Here is a 17089-nt window from a genome sequence, read left to right as displayed (position 1 = left end):
CGGTACTCCTCGTGGGCCTCGACGAAAGGGCACAGCCATGTCTTCGGTCATGCGTAAGACGATGAGAGCTCCGAGGGTGCGGCGGTTGGCCGCCGCGGCGGTCGCGTTGGGCAGTTGCCTGGCGCTCGCCGGCCATGCGAACGGCGCCGGCGCGGCGCCTGCCGACACCGTACCGGCCGTCTTCTTCGGCGACTCGTACACCGCCGGCTTCGGCATCGCACCGTACAACCAGGATGGCAGCAGGGACCTCTGTTTCCAGGCGAAGGAGAACTATCCCGCCGTCGCCACCCGGCGCCTCGCGGACAAGGGCATCACGCTCGACGTCCAGTCGGACGTCTCCTGCGGAGGCGCTCTCGTCCAGCACTTCTGGGAAGAACAGGAACTGCTGCCCGGTACGGGCCTGAATGTCCCGAAGCAGCAGGACGCGCTCAAGCAGGACACCCAGCTGGCCGTGGGCAGCATGGGCGGTAACACGCTGGGCTTCACCCGCGTCCTGAAGCAGTGTTCCGACAGCCTCCGCGGCCAGCAGCACGCTCTGCTGCCCGGAGAGCCGGTGGACGGGGACCAACCGGCCGCGAGCTGCCGCGAGTTCTTCGAATCGGGCGACGGAAAACAATGGCTGGACGACCAGTTCGAGCGTGTCGGATGGGACCTGGAGGAATTGCTGGACCGCATCCACTACTTCGCCCCCGACGCGAAGCCCGTCCTGGTCGGCTACCCCAGACTCATCCCTGCGGACACCGCCAAGTGCCTGACCCCGGCGCCCGGTCAGACGGAGCTGCCGCTCGCCGACATCCCGCAGGATGCCCTGCCGGTCCTGGACCAGATCCAGAAGCGGCTGAACGACGTCATGAAGAAGGCTGCCGCTGACGCCGAAGGCGGCGCCGACCGGGGCATCGGCGGACTGCTGGAGAACTCCCAGATCGAGATCGGCGACTACAGGCTCCCCGGGTACGCGCACCCCAATGACAAGGGCCGCGACATCCAGGCGGAGCACGTGGCCGACAAGGTTGAGCAGATCCTCAACCGGTAGAGGCCCCCGGCTGAGAAACGGGCCCACACTTCCACCAAGGGGGTCCGCTTCCCGTCATGGCCGCTCAACGAAGCCCCATGTCATCGATCTGGGGCTTCGTCGTGCGGCAGGTCTGGTGCACGATTGGGATTGACCTTGAGGTTGCCTGCCTGGCCACGTACACCGTGCCGTCGCCTTGGAGGGAGAAATCGTTGGCGTTGAGGCAGATCGACTGCCGGGTGTCCTTCTTCGACTTGTACCGGGGAGGGCCGACTGTGTGGCCCCTGCCGCCTGCCGTCGACCGAGTCGAAGAAGTACTTGCAGGCAGCATCCAGGTCCCGCAGTGACTGCCGCAGAACGACCGCCGACACCTCGGTAAGCCATGCACGCTCGGCGGTGCGCTTGCCCCGGGCGATGCGAAGCCGGGACAGCTCGGCCGGACTCCATGGTCCACGGGACGTGATCAAAAGCAAATGTGCACCCCATCTCGCTCGCGGGGAACCCGCGAACAGGACGGCCCTGACCAACAGCAGCGATCGCGCGATCGTGGCGACCTACGGGACCGTTTACCGGGGCGTTGTCCAGCACTACCTGCTTGCCGGAGGTGTATTCCGGTTGCGCCGGCTGCAATGGGTCATGGAGACATCCATGCTCAAGACTCCTGCCGCCAAGCACCGTTCATCCGTGTCGAAGATGGCCACCAAGCACAAGGCCAGAATCGACACACCCAATGGGCCCACACCATGCCAGTGCACCAGGTCCGCGCTCTCGCCGACCTCGCACATGCCGGATGGCAGCCTTCCGACTGGGCGCGCGTCATGCTCCACCGGCGCCGCAAAACCGTCGTGACCTGCGGCACGTGCCGCGACCGCATCCACTCGGAACGGCCAGCCAGACCATTCACGCAGTAGTCACTCGAGAGCCGGATGACTGGGAACCGTCATGTCCGGTTCGGCGGGAGGCCGCGCGGAACCGGAGCCGCCCTCACGGCGAGCACCTCGCCGCGCGGCAGACCCCAACCGACTGGCTGACGCAGCACAGAGTTGCGCATTTCGAGTATCGCGGATTCTCAGTCACCAGGGCGCGATGGTGACTGCCAGTCACAGGAATCCAAACCGAGGCGGACAATACGCGACATCGACGAGCGACTCCGCCAATCCGCAAGGCCCAACTGGTCGGTGTGGCAGAGGGCCGTTTCAGGGCTGGGCGCGCAGCTGCTCCGTCTCGCGCAGGGTGAACGCCGCCTCCGTAGTGCGGCACAGTGCCTGCACCGCATGACGCAGTGAGCGCCATGAGGCCAGGCCGAGGAGGACGCCGGCCGGGGCCGCGGGCCACCACCAGGCGCCGAGCAGCGTGAACGCCGTGCTCCAGGCGAGGGCCTCGCAGGCTGCGTCGTAGGCGTCGCGGGCATCGGCCAGCGCGGCGCGGGGCGGGTCCTGGGCGCCGAGGAGGAGTGCGGTCCAGCCGGTCGTGACGTCGCCGCCGGTGGCTTGTCTGACGTTCGCCTCGGTGAGGCGGAAGCGGTCGCCCGACCAGGTCGGTGACTCGGGCCGGCCCACGGCTCTGGCACGGGCGGCCCGCGCGTCGAGCCGGTCGGCGCGCAGCGCGTGGCCGTCGGCACGGGCCCGGACGGACTGCCTGGCCAGGGTGTCCGGCTCGACCCAGCGCCGTACCCGCCAGTCGGTCACCCGTCGGCCCACCGGCATCAGCCACCACGGCCAGGCCCCGGAGGCCAGCGCGCCAATCGCGGCCGCGATGTAGGGCAGCGCGAACGCGGCCCCCACCACCGGCACCGCGAAGAGGACGAGCGAGGCAACGGCGTCCGCGGACAGACCGCCGCCCGTCCGAAGCGCATCGGCGATCCGCTCGCGCGCGAGGGAGGCGTCGTTCCAGTGGGTGTGGCCCAGCTCCCCGCCACCGACGACGGCGACCACAACGAACAGTGCGGCGGGCAGCAGCCGCCGTAGGAACCAGCCGTCGGGTATGCGTTTCTGCAGCTCGATCAGCAGCCCCACCGCTGTCAGCCCTCCACCAGGCGCATGGGGCCTCCGCCCAGGGTGCAGACCGGTGCCGGGGAGGCGGCTCCGTCCCGCAGTTCGACCCGAGCGCAGCGGCTCGAGGGGCAGACCCAGCCGACCGACCGCGGTGTGGGAGCGTCGGGCCAGTCGCCCACACCCATGATGGCCGGCAGCCCGAGTCCGTTCGGGATGTCGGCCGCCTCGACCGCATCGTGCAGTGCGTGTACGGCATCCCGCCACTCGGTGTCAGCCGGGTCCGCATCCCGTACGACCGGGTAGGCCGATTCCCAGACGGCGGGGGCGATCAGAGGGCGCAACTCCTCGACATGGCGGCACAGATACTCCACGGCACCCTCGTACACCCTGCGCGCCTTCGCTCCGTCCCCCACGTCGGCCTCCCCGAACGTCTCTAGAAACACTGTCCCCTGACTGTTGGTCAGACTAATGTAAGGAATGATGTCCGAGCTTCGGAAACAAGTGGTCGCACGCCTTGTCATGACTCAGAACACCCGTGACCCCGCGTGCCTGCGCGATCCGGAGGCCGTGGCCGATGCGCTGGCTCTGCTGCGTGAGGCCGCGCCGTCTCCAGAGCACCCGGTCGACCTCGACTCGGTCGCCGCCGTCTTCTGGACCTTCTGGTCCCGGCACCAGGGCGCGGAGGATCCCGACGCGGCACAGAACCAGACCGTCGTGTTCGGGACGTTCGGCTACCTGTGCCCGCGTGTCCCCGAGGGCGCAGGGTTCCCCGAAGCCCTGAGGGAAGGCTTCGACTCCGCCGACCCGTCCCACGAGGCGCGGTTCGCGTGTCTGATGAGCTCGACGTACGCCGGTGCCGCAGGCGACGGGCAGGCCGCCGCCCTGGAGGCCGCGCTGGCCTGGTCGGACATGGCGTTCGAGTGCTTCCACCCCGAAGACCACGTGGGGTTCTTGGAGCTGGCCGTCCAGGCCCACGACCTCCACATCACACGTTTCCAGTTCGCGGCGGACCCGGACGGGCTGGCCGCCGCGGCCCGGTACGGGCGGGCGGTGTGCGAGCGGCTCGCCGCCGTCGACCCGGGCTTGTTCGACCCCGCGGAGGCGCGGGCCGTCGCCGCGGCCACCCTGCGCACAGTGGTGGACTCCGCCCGGCTGCTCGGCACACCCCGGCTCGCCCGTGTCGAACGGCTGGCTTCCGCACACGACGGCGCGCTGACCCCGGAGGCTGCCGAAGGGCTGCGTTTCCTGCGCATGCTGGAGATCCACCCCGTCAGCTGGCCCGGCGAACGCGACCTGGTCGTCGGCACGGCCATCGCGGAGGCGGGCATCGCGGAGCAGGACACGGGCCGTATCGCCTGCGCCGTACGACGACTGCGTACGGCCCTGGAGACCACCCCCGCCGGGCATCCCGCACACCGCCAGGTGACCGCCGCGCTGAGCCGGGCGCTCGCGGCCTTCGCGCGCGAGCGCGAGGACACGGATGCCTTCATGGAGTCCATGGACCTCACTGACTCCAGCGGCGAGTTGGCCGAAAGCTACCGTGACATACTCGACGATCAGCGGGAGTTGCAGCGGCTGAGCCGCAGTGAGGACCCGGACGACCTGGAGCGGCTGGTGCCGCTTCTCGAGCGCTTCGTCGAGCGGGTACGGGAGAGTGCCGCACGCGAGGGCAGGACGGTCGACATCGATCTCGAGGTCGTCGGCCTGGCCGCCGGATTCACGCCCGACGACACCTCCGACGAGCACATCGCCCGCTATCGCACCGCTCTCGCCGCCCTCCCCGCGGACCGCCCGAACCGCCACGCCTACGTCGCCGTACTGGCAGCGCTCACCGGGATGCGGGCGGAGGCACTGCGCAGCAGTGTGCCGGCCCGCGCCGCTCTGCTCGACGCGGAGTGCCGGGAGCTGACCGAGGAGGTCCTGGCCGTCGCCCCGCCCGGATTCCCGGCTTCGGACCTGCTGCGGAACGAACTGTTTCATGTGGCGCTGCCCGCCGCCGTCATCGCGGCCACCGGGCACGACGTACCGGGTGAGGAGCTCCCCGACGAACTACGCATGATGATGGCGCAGTTGTCACGCCTGAACGACGTCCGTCTCGATGCTCCGGAGAACCTGGACTCCGACATCGAGACCATCCGGGAGCTGCTCGCGACGACGGACGAGGACGACGTCCTCCTACGACCGTACCTGGCGGGCGCGCTCGGCAGCGCTCTGTCCGCCCGCAGCGCCGAGCAGCCCGATCCCGCCGTACTCGAAGAGATCGTCGAGCTGCTGCGCTACGCACGCGCCCGCACACCCGACCTGGCCGGCCAGTTCGACCAGAGCCTCGCCCAGGCCCTCACCGCACTGTCGGCGGGCACCTTCGACGCGGAAGGCGCGCGCGAGGCGGCTGCCCTGCTCGCCTCGGCGCCCGACCCCGGCCCGCTCACACCCGAGGATTCAGCCCCGTACGGCGGCATGGTGGCAACCGAGACCGACAGGGAACTCCTCTCGGCGCGCACCGAGTTCCACAACGCCCTGCAGAACTACCTGTTGGGCCATGAACCGGCCCAGCTCGAACGGGCCCGGCGGATCGCCCGGAGAATACGGGAGATCACGCGTGCCGTGACACCGGGCGAGGAACGGGCCTGGTACGACCTGATGGGCGACGCGTACGTCGACCTCGTCGAGACCGTGGGGCCGGGCGGCGGCCCACGGCCCGACCTCACCGATGAGGTGGTCGAGCAGTGCCGCCGGACCTTCCAGGCATGCCCCGCCGGGCACCCGATGCGGTTCCTCGTGACGATGACGCTCGCTCAGGCCCTCATGCAGCGTGCTGTCGCCCTCCGCGCCACGGAACCGGAGCGGGTGCAGGCCCTGATCGCCGAGGCGGAGGGACTGAGCCACGTCCTGGAGGAGGTGACGCAGCACGGGTTCCCGATCGACATGGCCGGCACGTTACGCCTGTTCCTCGCCTTCATCGGCCGGGGCAGCCTTCCAGAAGTGTCCGGCACGGAGGTGCCCGGCACGGAGCTGCCCGGTCCCGCAGCGGCACGAGCGGACGGCGGAGGACTGTTCGGTCCGCTCACCGCCCTCCTCGACCCCATCCGGTCCCGCCTCGCCGGCCACGCGGAGTTCGGCGGCTGGGACGGCCCCGCGACCCCGGTGTCGATGCGCGCCCACGGCGAGATCGGTGCGGCGGCCGGTGCGCTGGCCCGCGCGAAGCCGCGCGTCGATTTGGCGCTGGCACATCTCGAGGCGGCCGTCGAGGCGATGGCCGCCCTCACCGACCGGGGCAGCGACCAGGCGTCCGCCGAGCACGGTCTGTCAACGTTCGAGGGGGACATCAGGACGGTCGTGGCACTGATCCTCTCCCGCCTCGAATTGCGCGAGTCCGCCTCACGTGTCGTCGACCGGCTGCATGTCCTGAACCAAGGCCTGCGGGCACTCGAGACCGGGCAGGCCCCGCCCGACCTCGCCGACCTCGCCGCCCTGGACCGTACCGTCGAGGGCCCAGATGTCGACCGTGCCGCCGAACTGCTGGAGCGCGGCCGAGGTCTGCTGCTGGCCCGCCGCATCGAGGCCCGCGTCGACATCGGCGACCTGCGCGCCGCCCATCCCGAGCTGGCGGACGAGTTCGAGCTGCTGACCGATCAGCTCGACGCGCGGCCCGAAACGGCCGACGCCGGGGGCGCCGAGTGGGCCCGGCTGGCAGGCCTGCGCGCATCCAACGAACTCGACGACCTCGTACGGCGCATCCGCACGCGACCGGGGTTCGAGGGCTTCCTCCAACCACTGACCGCCGGGGAGTCGAAGGCCCTCGCGGCCGAAGGCCCCATCGTCGTCCTCAACCACGGCAAGCACTTTTGCCATGCCCTCGTCGTCACCCCCCGGTCGATCACCGCCCGCCCGCTCGAAGTCGAACCGGACGAGATCACCAACGCTGCCCGCCGACTACGCGACGCCGTGGACGCCATCAACGCGCAGGGCGCCTCTCGCCCCTCTCCCCTCCAGCTCGTCGTCGCGGGGAAAGAGGTCCGCGAGACTCTGGCGTGGACCTGGCACAGGATCGTGCACCCTGTGCTGGAGTCCATCGGAGCGGTGGAGCCCGTCCCGCGCCACGGCGTGTGGCCGCGCATCTGGTGGGTGCCCACAGGCCCGTTCAACGCCCTGCCGCTGCATGCGGCCCAGTGCACGGCGCCCGACTGCGCCGAAGGCGGGTGCGGCGCCGCTCTCGACACCGTGGTGTCGTCGTATGCGCCCGGCCTGCAGACCCTGGCGTACGCCCGGGCCCGGGCCCGGAGTCGCGGCACACCCGACCACGGCAGCGTTCTGCTGGTCGCCGCGCCCGAAGCCGACCTCCCCGGAGTCGCGGCGGCCGCCGATTACGCGGCTGAACTCCTAGGCGCACCAGCACCGTTGACCGGGCCGAAGGCCACCCGTGCGGCCGTGCTCGCCGCACTGCACGACGCCTCGTGGGCGCACTTCGGCTGCCACGCGGCCACCGACCCGACGGAACCCTCCGGCGCCCTCCTGCACCTGCCCAGCGGCGAGCCGGTCTCGGTCCTGGACATCTGCCGGGCCCGCCCGCGCTCGGCACAGCTCGCCTTTCTGGCGGCTTGCGGCACCGCACGCACCACCGAACGCCTCACGGACGAAGCCATCCACGTGACGAGTTCGTTCCTGCTGGCCGGCTTTCCGGCAGCGGTCGGCACGCTGTGGGAGATTGACAGCACACATGCGGACCATATGACGCGGGACTTCTATCGGCGTACGACGGCCGCCGACAGTGTCGGCGTCGCGCACGCCCTGCACGACACAGTCCGACAGCTACGGCGCCGCATCCCGGACCGGCCGCACATCTGGGCGGCGTACGTCCACGCGGGGACGTAGACCGAGCCGCCGATCCGCAGGGGCAGGCGCGGTAACGCAGGGGCTACTGCCGAACTCCCGGTTCCACTGTCGCCAGTGCCCCGAGAGGCACAACGGTGGTTGTCGGGGGGCGCGACCGGGCTCCGGCCTGTCAGCTCCCCCTTTTCAGGGCCCGCATGTTGACCGAGCCGATGACGCACCGGGACCAGTTCAGATGGCCGCGGGCTCCGAGTTCGTCGGGGACCAGGCGGTGGAGTCTGGCCCACACTTGGGCCTTCGTCCACTCGGTGAAGCGGCGGTGAGCCGTCGCGCCGGACGGCCCGAACGACGTGCTCGGCAACTGCTGCCACGTGCAGCCTGAGGTCGCCACTAAAACGATTGCGGCCAGCACTTCGCGGTCGCCGTGCCGACGCCGGGCCCCCTGGGGGCACAACGGCGCCTCCGGCGCCACTTGCTGGAACAGCTCCCACAACTCGTCCGACACCAGCCGCTCGACGATCCTCGCCACGCCGTGCTGCTCACCCGGCCAAATGAGATGACTTCTCAGGCCGGGGAGCACGTCAAAGACCCACACACCCACGCCGGTGAACGCGTCAACGCGTGACATCCCGCTCGACACCAAACCCGGAGCGATTGGTGGGGTGGGTTGTGGTGCCCCGCGTCAAGTAACCGGCATGTTTCCGGGTTTCGGAAACATGATGACGAGAGGTTCGGACCGGCCGGTGTGGACGTCGGCAGGCCGGTTCCAGGCAAGCGCCCCGTGGGGGCGGTGGATCGTGTTGTATTCGAGCCGGTAGTCGTCGGCATGGCGGACCGATTCGGGGTCGTCGGGAATGCCTTCCGCAGGTGATACGTGGTCTGTCCCTGTCTTACCGGCCGGCGGGCGGCTCGGGGTCGATGAGTGCGGTAATGCCGTATACAACTCACCTGTTGGCCACCCGTCCACCATGCCGCTATTCAAGATCAACGCGTTGACACCCCCTCGGAGCTGGTGCTTCTCTGTGCCGTGCACCCCAGGTCCACGGCGAAACCCATGCGCCGACGCGGGGTGAATGAACGAGAGGAAACCGTGAAATTCACGTCCAAGAGACCTGCTATCGGCACGGTCTTGGGAATTGGCATGCTGCTGGTCGCCGCTAACCCCTCGGCGTCCCTGGCATTTGCCACCCCTGCCAGCTCGGCATCGTCGGCCACGCCGTTCTCGGCGTCGGTTTCGGCCTTCGGAACGGCCTCTGAGATCGAGGGGACTCCGGCCGGTACCGGCGTGCACCGGTGGATCCCACTGATCACCGGCGACAGGATCGCGGTGAACGCCAAGGGCGAGATCGTCGCCGCGCGACTCGCCAAGGGCCGGGAGGACATAGCCATCCGGGTGGAGACCCGCGACGGCCACACCTACGCCCTGCCCGATGACGCCCGGGACCTCGTCCAGAGCGGAAAGGTGGACCGGCGTCTGTTCGACATCACCACACTGAGCGCGCCGGCCTACGCGCACCGCCATGACCTGCGGCTCATCGTGATGTATGACGCGGCCGGTCCGGCGGCCAGGACGGCCCTGCGCTCCACCGGCGGTGCCGAGGTCCGGCGCACGCTGTCGAGCGTCAACGCCGACGCCGTCGCCGCGCCCGCGAACGGCACCGCGGAACTGTGGTCCGCCGTCACAAACGGGTCCGCCGACGACATGAAGCGCACCGTCGCACCGGGTATCGCCTCGGTGTGGCTGGACAGCCTCGTCCAGGCGAGCCTGGACAAGAGCGTCCCCCAGATCGGCGGCCCCGACGCATGGGCGGCCGGTTTCGACGGCACCGGCACGCGCATCGCCGTTCTTGACACGGGTATCGACACCAGCCACCCCGATCTGGCCGGACAGGTCGTCGCCGAGAACAACTTCTCCGAGTCCCCGGACGCCGAGGACCGCCACGGTCACGGCACGCACGTCGCGTCCACCGCGGCCGGCACCGGCGCCAAGTCCGGTAGCACCTACAAGGGTGTGGCGCCGGGTGCGCACATCCTCAACGGCAAGGTCCTGGGCGACAACGGCAGCGGCAGCATGTCCCAGATCATCGCGGGCATGGAGTGGGCCGTCGCCGAGAAGGCGGACGTCGTCAACCTCAGCCTCGGCACCTACGACTCCCCGGAGATCGATCCGGCGGAGGCGGCCGTCAACCGGCTGTCTGCCGAGAGCGGAGCCCTCTTCGTCATCGCGGCCGGCAACAACGGCGAGCAGGGAGCCGGCACGGTCGGCTCACCGGGCAGCGCCGACGCCGCCCTCACCGTCGGCGCGGTGGACAAGCAGGACAGGCTGGCTTCGTTCTCCAGCACGGGCCCGCGCGCCGGTGACAGCGGCATCAAGCCGGATCTGACGGCGCCCGGTGTGGCCATCGGGGCCGCGGCCGCGCACGACAGCTACCTGGCCGGTGTCGCCCCCACTGTCGCGGACGGTTACATCGCCCTCAACGGCACCTCCATGGCCACCCCGCACATCGCCGGCGCCGCCGCCATCCTCGTCCAGCAGCACCCCGACTGGACCGGCGACGACATCAAGGACGCACTGGTCTCCTCGACGACGCCCGGCGGCTACACGGCCTTCGAGCAGGGCTCGGGCCGGGTCGACCTGCGAAAGGCGATCAAGCAGACGGTCGTCGCCCGCGAGACGTCGCTCTCGTACGGTGTCGCGCAGTGGCCGCACACCGACGACCAGCCGCTCACCAAGGAGCTCACGTACCACAACTCAGGCGACTCCCCGGTCACCCTGAAGCTGACCGTGGACGCCAACGGGCCGGACGGAAACCCCGCGCCCGGCGCAATGTTCACCACGGACGACCAGGTCACCGTCCCGGCGCACGGCGAGGCGACCGTCAAGGTCACCGCCGACACCCGCCTCGGCGGTGACACGACCGGTGCCTTCACGGGACGGATCACAGCCGTCGGCGACGGCCAGACCGTCGGCACCGCGCTGGCCGTGGACCGCGAGTCGGAGAGGTACACCGTCACGGTCAAGACCCTGGACCGCAAGGGCAACCCCGCGCCTGCCCCCGCCTGGGACGCACAGCTGCAGGGCCTGTCGGGACCCGCGAAGGGCACCAACACCGTACTGGGCGGGAACACGCACTCGGTGCGCGTCCCCAAGGGACGGTACTTCCTCAACAGCATGGTCCGGGTCGACCCGGAGGGTTCGTACGACCAGGGCGGTGACTGGTTCAACCAGCCCAGCCTCGACGTCACCAAGGACACCACGGTGACCGTGGACGCACGCACCGCCAAGGCGCTCGACATCACCGTCCCCGACCGTTCCGCCCAGCCGGTCTGGAGCCTCTTCAGCGCGGGCATCGAGCTGCCCGACGGCTTCGGCACCCGCTACGGGGTCATCACCGACTCCCTCGCGAAGTACCGCACCGGCCACCTCGGTCCCAAAGCCGCCGCGGGCGACCGGCTGACCCAGCAGCTCATGACCACCTTCTCCACCGGCGTCAACGGCCACGACGAGTACCACCTTGTCTACCAGCCCACCGGCGACAGGTACCTCACCGGCTTCACCCACCACGCCAAGTCCCGGGAGTTCGCCAAGGTCCAGGTGAAGCTCGGAGCACCCGCCAGGGGCAAGTTCGGATTCGTCACGCCGACCACCGAGGGCGGTGCCGGCCTCGGCACCGTGCACGCCCTCCCCTACACCGGGACCATGCACCTCCTCTCGGGGAACACCTCGTGGGAACTGGGCTTCATGCAGGTCGACGCGAACGACACCTACGAGTCCGACTACGCCGCACCCGCCAGGTCGTTCAAGCCCGGTCGCTCCTACGAGCACGTGTTCAACGTCGGTGTCTTCGGACCGGACCTCCCGGAGGGCGCCGGGCTGCTCCGGGCCGACGAGGCAATCGACGGGCGACTTCCACTCTTCTCGGACAGCGAGGGGAACATCAGCAACAACAATTCACCCATCGAGAGCGCGAGAACGTCCCTCTACCGCAACGGTGAGCTCGTCAACACCAGCATCTACCCGATGGACGTCTTCTACATCGCGGAGAACGAGCGGGCAGACTACCGGCTGACCGTCTCGGTCAAGCGCGGCACGGTCGCCGATGTCTCCTCGAGCATGACCGCGAGCTGGACGTTCTCCTCCGAGTTCGCCCCGGGAATCACCAAGCTCCCGACCTCCGTCGTACGCTTCACCCCCGCTCTGTCGCTCGACAACACGGGCAAGGCTCGGGCGAAGGTGCGGGTCCCCGTGACCGTCAGCGGCTCCGCCGCGGGCAGGAACCTCAAGTCCCTCAGCGTGTGGGCCTCCTATGACAAGGGAGCCCACTGGCAGAAGTTGAGCGTGCGCGACGGCCGGGTCCTGGTCACCAATCCCAAGGCCGGCGGCAGCGTGTCGTTCAAGGCCCAGGCCGTGGACAAGCAGGGCAACACCGTCGACGAGACCATCGTCGACGCCTACCTCACGAAGTAGGCCGGGGGTCCGGAACCGCGGTCCAGGGCTCGCGCCCTCCGCGGTTCCGGTCCGCGGACTTCTCAGGGTTCCTCGGATGTCGGTGCAGAGCGGGCCTCACGCCCGGGCCGCGAATCCTCGCGGAACTCTTGCGGACAGGGCCTGGGCACAGCGACATCCTTCCCAGTTGCCTTACAGGGCAAGACGTCACCCGACCGTGTATCAGACCCGGGTGCGCATGCGACGAGCCCCGGTTCATGCTGCCAATGCTTCCGTCGGGGTCAGCCTGGCTGCTCGAACCGACGGGTACACGCCGGCCAGTACGCCGATGACGATCGATCCGCCCGTTCCCGCGGCGACGGCTGCCGTCGGGATGACAGCGGGCCAGCCCTGGTAGGTGGCGTAACCGGTCGCTGCCAGCACCCCGATGACCGTGCCGACCAGTCCGCCCATGAGCGAGAGGGCCACCGACTCCGTGAGGAACTGGCCTCGAATCTGCCGTCGGTTCGCTCCCAGGGCCCGCCGCAGTCCGATCTCCTTGCGGCGTTCGAGCACGGAGATGTACATCGTGTTGGCGACGCCGATTCCGCCGACCAGCAGCGCCACTCCGGCCAAGCCGAGGAAGAGGGCGGAGAACGTGGCTTCCGTCGCACGCTTGGCCGCCAGGGCGTCCGAAGGTCGGCTTACCTGCACCAGCCCGGGTGTTTGCGGGTAGAGCGTGGCCGGCACGACGGCCGCGACGTCCTCGATGGCATCCTCGTGCGCCTTGAGATACACGACAGTGGGGTGACCGTCGAAGTCGATGTACTGCTGGGCCGCCGGCCATCCGACCAGGACGGAGCGTTCGATGTCCGGGGCGAGCGGCATGGGGCTGAGCACTCCGATGACGGTGAACCATGTCGAGCCGATCGGCACGAGCGGGGCTTGCTCCCCCGGAACGATACGCGGGATGCCGAGGCGGGCCGCGGCCTGGTAACCGAGGACGACGGTGGGCAACTGGTCGGTGCTCTTGTCGAGAAACTTCCCCGACATGACTTTGCCCGCGAGTACGGGCAGCAGGTCGTTCCGGCTGGCCAGCACGGTCAGGCCGAGGCCGTCCTGCGGATCGGTGAGGTCGGAGCGCCGCACGATCGCGTGCGTATTGGCGACGGCGCTGGTGTGGGTGACAGGTCCGATGCGGGCGGCAGTCCGCGCCGCGTCGGGCGGAAGCAGCACGGGCGGCTTTTGGTTCGGCTGCGGCTCGGCACGCAGCATGTTGGTCCCGAGCGCCGACAGTTGTTCGTTGAGGTCCTTCTGGCTCGAGGCCGGAATGCCGGTCACCAGAATGAGCGTGGCAATCCCGATGGAGATCCCGAGAGCCGACAGTGCGGCGCGCATCTTACGGGTGCGGATGCCCAGCAACCCCAGGTGGAGTATGTCGATGAGGGCCAGCCGCACGGGTCGTACGGGATCGTCCGCTCGGGCTCGGGCAGCGGTGGTTTCGGAGCGGGTCACCGGCCCTCCGCCGGGTCGGCCGTGTCGGAGACGATGCGTCCGTCGCGCATCTCGATCTGCCGCGGCAGTCGCCGGGCGATGTCCCGGTCGTGCGTGATGACAGCGATGGTCGTGCCTTCTGTATTGAGGCTGACGAGCAGGTCCAGTACGGCTTGCCCGTTGGCGGTGTCCAGTGCCCCGGTCGGCTCGTCGGCGAGGACGAGCGAGGGCTGGTTCGCCAAGGCGCGTGCGATGGCGACGCGTTGACGCTCTCCTCCGGAGAGTTGGTGCGGCAGGTGGTGGGCCCGCGAGGAGAGACCGACGCGGCCGAGCGCGGAGAGGGCGAGAGGCTTTCTCTTCTTCCGTGGCACGTTCGCGTACAGCAGACCTGTCGCCACGCTTTCCCAGGCGGTGAGGCCGTCGGTCAAGTGGAAGTGCTGGAAGACGAAGCCCAGCCAGCGGCCGCGCAATGCCGACAGTTCACGGTCGGACAGCTTGGTCGCGTCCTGTCCACCGAGGTCGATCGTGCCGCTGGTCGGCAGGTCAAGAGTGCCCATGAGGTTCAGCAGGGTGGACTTGCCGGAGCCTGAAGGGCCGACGATGGCGAGGAGTTGGCCCGCGTCGACGGTGAGCGAGACATCGTCGAGCGCGGTGACGCCGCCTGCGTACGCCTTGCTCACATGGCGCACTTCCAGCACTGGCGCCGGGCGGTTCCGGTTCGCCGACGATGACACACCCGTACGGGGAAGAGCTGTGAGTTTCACGGTCTGGTCGTCGTTGCAGGAGGCCGAGAAGGCGTTCACGAAGCTGTCACCACCCGGTCGCCTTCCTTGATTCCGGAACCGGACACCTCCACGAGACCTCGAGCGATCAAGCCTGTTTCGACACCGACCAGTCGTCCATCGGGAAGCTGCACGGCGTAGCCTCCCTCCCTCAAGGCCAGCAGCGCCCCTACGGGCACCGCGAGCACGTCCTTGCGCTTCTGCGTGGCAAAGGAGACTTGGACGGATGCCGCATCGAGATGCGCCACGGCGTCACCTTCGTCCGGTTCCACCGTGATCTGAAGTGTCGGGGTGGTGTCGATCCCTTCGGTTCCCTCGTCGGAGCCGCCGCCTTGCACCTCGGTAGCGACGAGAACCACTGTGCCGGGAACGATTCGGGTGTCCGGCAAAGTGATGCTGACCTTGTCACCTTGGTGGATGGAGCTGGCGCTCTGAGCGGGGACCTTGATACCGACGGACCTGCGGGCGGAGGTGACCGTCAGCACTTCTCCCGGCACGGGGTCGCCGAGTTGCGCGGTGAGGGAATTGACGCGCGCTGTGCCGGGCAGGACCACAATCTGCCCCACGTCCAAAGTGCCGGTCTGTTTCTGACCCGTGTCCCGCTGCCAGCGTTCGAGCGCTGCCAGGAGGCTGGAAGTGAGCTCAGTTCCTACGGTGGCGCCCTTCGCGGTCTTCGGGGCTCGCCGTTCCTCCCCGGGCACCGGCCGATCGATGTCGTAGCCGAGAGCCCGCAGATTTTCAGCCAGCACGGTCACGTCCCGCCCGACGGTGCCAGGCTCGTCAAGCTTGCGGAAGAGCGGAGTGTCACCGTAGAAGACCATGACCGGTCGGTCGTCCACCCAGTACAGAGGCTTGCCGCGAGAAGCCTCCGAGCCCGTCTCGGGCAGTCGGGTCACGGTGCCTTTGCCCGCACTCTTGACCGAGGTGGGAGGGCCGAAGCCCAGCGCGCCGGGCACGGTCTCGTCATTGGACAGGTCCATCCGCTTGACCGAGATGGTCTCCGCGGAGGGGACGCTTGCCGCTTTGGGATTCTGTGCCTCGCCATGCTCTGACAGCGCCGCGGTCCCGTACACGCCACCCACGACGCCGCCCAGCACCAGCACACTCATGAACACGCGTTTCCCGGTGTGTCGGCTCGGGACCCGCCTGGTGTCACTTCTTGCCATCGAACGCTTCCATCATGCATTCCTTCTCCGTCTGCGCCGGCACCTCAACCGACTCCGGCCCGGCATCATCGTCATAGGTCCATGTCAGGCCGTCGGGATAGACGCTGGTGTCGGGTACGACATGCACCTTCATGCCGCGGGACTGCAGGCATTGCACATACGCGCGGAAGTCGTCGGCGTACTGTGGGTTGGTGTCGGGGGCCGTCTCGGGGGGCTGCAGGGGCAGCTTGACCAGGCAGGCATCGAACTCGTCGTCGTACTCGGGGCCGAGTCCCTGTACGGGGGGAGCCTGCTTTGCGCCGGCGGAGGCCGCGCGCTCCGTCGCCATGGGCACCCCCTGCGCCTCGAGACACGCGTTGTAGGCGTCGCCCAACCGCGCACGTTCCTCGTCGGAGGTGTCGAGCCGCAACTGCGGGCGCTTGGCCTCCACGGCGGGGTCGGCCGACGGATCCTTGTCACTCTCGCCCTTCGTCGCCTCAGCGCCAGGAGACAGCGTGGACAAGGTGTCGACACGCGGCTTGTCCGCGGCGTCAGTACCTGACGAGCAGGCCGGAAGGACACCGCCACCGATCAGCACAGCAGCACTCAGGGCAAGCACTTTGACGCGGAGCCGGACCGGCCCGCCGGATCTCGTTGAGTTCCTCATGGCGCGGAGTGTGGTGCATCACTGTCAGAACTCTGTCAGCCATGTCTATTGCCTGTATGAGCTGTCCCACCGGCTGGCTCGTGCCTCTTCCCTGGCCTGGGCGCAAGCCGGGGGTACGGTGCAGGTTTGGGTGACAGGTCTGTCCTGCACCCGCCTCTCAGGTTCCAGTTCTGCTGGCTGACTGACGGCCTTCACGAAAGGCTGCCGGACATGCCCCGCGCCTACCCCGCTGAGTTCCGCGCCTGCGCCATCGCGTTGGCGCGGGCAGGAAAGAAGCGGAAGCAGACCGCCGTTGACCTCGAGCAGGGCCGGCAGGCCGACCGCGTTCGCCGTCTTCTCGCCCGGTTCCTGCTCGGGCAGATGCCCCAGCAGCCTGAGCGCTTCGCCGATCAAAGCGTCGACGAGGTCCGCGCGGGCTGCCCTCCGGTGCCTGCCCTTGAGGACCCCGGTGGCCTTCACCACCTCGCGTACGGCCGCTGCCCCTGCCGTACGTCTGCAGGTGAGGTCTGGGCATGTGCGTTGCCGCGTCATCTCCCACAGCGGTGCCTGCGAGAAGGCAGCCTTCAGCCCCAGCCCTTAATTGATTTCCTGCGCCATGAATAGCACTTCAGCGCCATACCCCTGGAAGGATGGCGACGGACTTTCGGCCCCTATTGCGCCCCGAGCTGGGGCGGACGTCCACTTCGGGCCATCATCAAGGCAAGCGGAGATGACTGTCTGCCGGTTGGCTCCTTGCCGT

At 69.0% G+C, this 17089-nt stretch carries 11 protein-coding genes and 2 pseudogenes; 5 read left to right on the top strand and 8 right to left on the bottom strand.

Annotation, left to right across the window (positions count from 1 at the left end; all coding sequences use genetic code 11):
- Positions 1-61 precede the first annotated feature (61 nt).
- The 3 genes and pseudogenes from DN051_RS44145 to DN051_RS48065 all read left to right on the top strand — a co-directional run bounded on the left by DN051_RS44145 (position 62) and on the right by DN051_RS48065 (position 1923).
- Positions 62-1033, top strand: a complete 972-nt coding sequence (locus DN051_RS44145; protein ID WP_246041237.1) for an SGNH/GDSL hydrolase family protein — start codon at positions 62-64, stop codon at positions 1031-1033.
- 393 nt (positions 1034-1426) lie between these two features.
- Positions 1427-1657 (top strand): annotated as a pseudogene (locus tag DN051_RS48070) (group II intron reverse transcriptase/maturase); the annotation flags it as partial.
- The gene (locus DN051_RS48065) at positions 1642-1923 is read left to right on the top strand and encodes an HNH endonuclease (RefSeq protein WP_425471827.1); all 282 of its coding nucleotides are present in this window, start codon (positions 1642-1644) and stop codon (positions 1921-1923) included. The pseudogene DN051_RS48070 and the gene DN051_RS48065, both read left to right, overlap by 16 nt.
- 285 nt (positions 1924-2208) lie before the next feature.
- Here the strand turns inward: DN051_RS48065 and DN051_RS44130 are convergent, their stop codons facing one another.
- Both DN051_RS44130 and DN051_RS44125 read right to left on the bottom strand, forming a co-directional pair.
- Complete coding sequence (locus DN051_RS44130; RefSeq protein ID WP_112443313.1) at positions 2209-3027, bottom strand: hypothetical protein; 819 nt, start codon at positions 3025-3027, stop codon at positions 2209-2211.
- A gap of 5 nt (positions 3028-3032) precedes the next feature.
- Positions 3033-3419 carry a hypothetical protein gene (locus DN051_RS44125; RefSeq protein WP_112443312.1) on the bottom strand — a complete coding sequence of 129 codons (387 nt, stop codon included), beginning with the start codon at positions 3417-3419 and terminating at the stop codon, positions 3033-3035.
- A gap of 106 nt (positions 3420-3525) precedes the next feature.
- Between DN051_RS44125 and DN051_RS44120 the strand changes: the two genes are divergently transcribed.
- Positions 3526-7878 carry a CHAT domain-containing protein gene (locus DN051_RS44120; RefSeq protein WP_162625224.1) on the top strand — a complete coding sequence of 1451 codons (4353 nt, stop codon included), beginning with the start codon at positions 3526-3528 and terminating at the stop codon, positions 7876-7878.
- Positions 7879-7991: 113 nt separating this feature from the next.
- On the opposite strand, the pseudogene DN051_RS44115 reads toward DN051_RS44120, so the two are convergent.
- Positions 7992-8365, bottom strand: a pseudogene (locus DN051_RS44115) (transposase); the annotation flags it as partial.
- A gap of 756 nt (positions 8366-9121) precedes the next feature.
- Between DN051_RS44115 and DN051_RS44110 the strand changes: the two are divergent.
- Positions 9122-12304: a S8 family peptidase gene (locus DN051_RS44110; protein ID WP_246041235.1), complete on the top strand. Its 3183-nt coding sequence runs from the start codon at positions 9122-9124 to the stop codon at positions 12302-12304.
- 234 nt (positions 12305-12538) lie between these two features.
- On the opposite strand, the gene DN051_RS44105 is transcribed toward DN051_RS44110, so the two are convergent.
- The 5 genes from DN051_RS44105 to DN051_RS45655 all read right to left on the bottom strand — a co-directional run bounded on the left by DN051_RS44105 (position 12539) and on the right by DN051_RS45655 (position 16812).
- Positions 12539-13777 carry an ABC transporter permease gene (locus DN051_RS44105; RefSeq protein WP_246041234.1) on the bottom strand — a complete coding sequence of 413 codons (1239 nt, stop codon included), beginning with the start codon at positions 13775-13777 and terminating at the stop codon, positions 12539-12541.
- Complete coding sequence (locus DN051_RS44100) at positions 13774-14436, bottom strand: ABC transporter ATP-binding protein (protein WP_342781600.1); 663 nt, start codon at positions 14434-14436, stop codon at positions 13774-13776. Before DN051_RS44100 ends, DN051_RS44105 begins: the two co-directional genes overlap by 4 nt.
- Positions 14437-14555: 119 nt before the next feature.
- Positions 14556-15647, bottom strand: coding sequence for an efflux RND transporter periplasmic adaptor subunit (locus DN051_RS44095; RefSeq protein ID WP_246041233.1), 1092 nt, complete (start codon positions 15645-15647; stop codon positions 14556-14558).
- Positions 15648-15690: 43 nt separating this feature from the next.
- Positions 15691-16350 carry a hypothetical protein gene (locus DN051_RS44090; protein WP_162625223.1) on the bottom strand — a complete coding sequence of 220 codons (660 nt, stop codon included), beginning with the start codon at positions 16348-16350 and terminating at the stop codon, positions 15691-15693.
- 45 nt (positions 16351-16395) lie between these two features.
- Positions 16396-16812 carry a hypothetical protein gene (locus tag DN051_RS45655; protein ID WP_162625157.1) on the bottom strand — a complete coding sequence of 139 codons (417 nt, stop codon included), beginning with the start codon at positions 16810-16812 and terminating at the stop codon, positions 16396-16398.
- Positions 16813-17089 lie beyond the last annotated feature (277 nt).

Source organism: Streptomyces cadmiisoli, from assembly GCF_003261055.1.
GTDB lineage: Bacteria > Actinomycetota > Actinomycetes > Streptomycetales > Streptomycetaceae > Streptomyces > Streptomyces cadmiisoli.
This window is presented reverse-complemented; position numbering and strand designations above follow the sequence as displayed.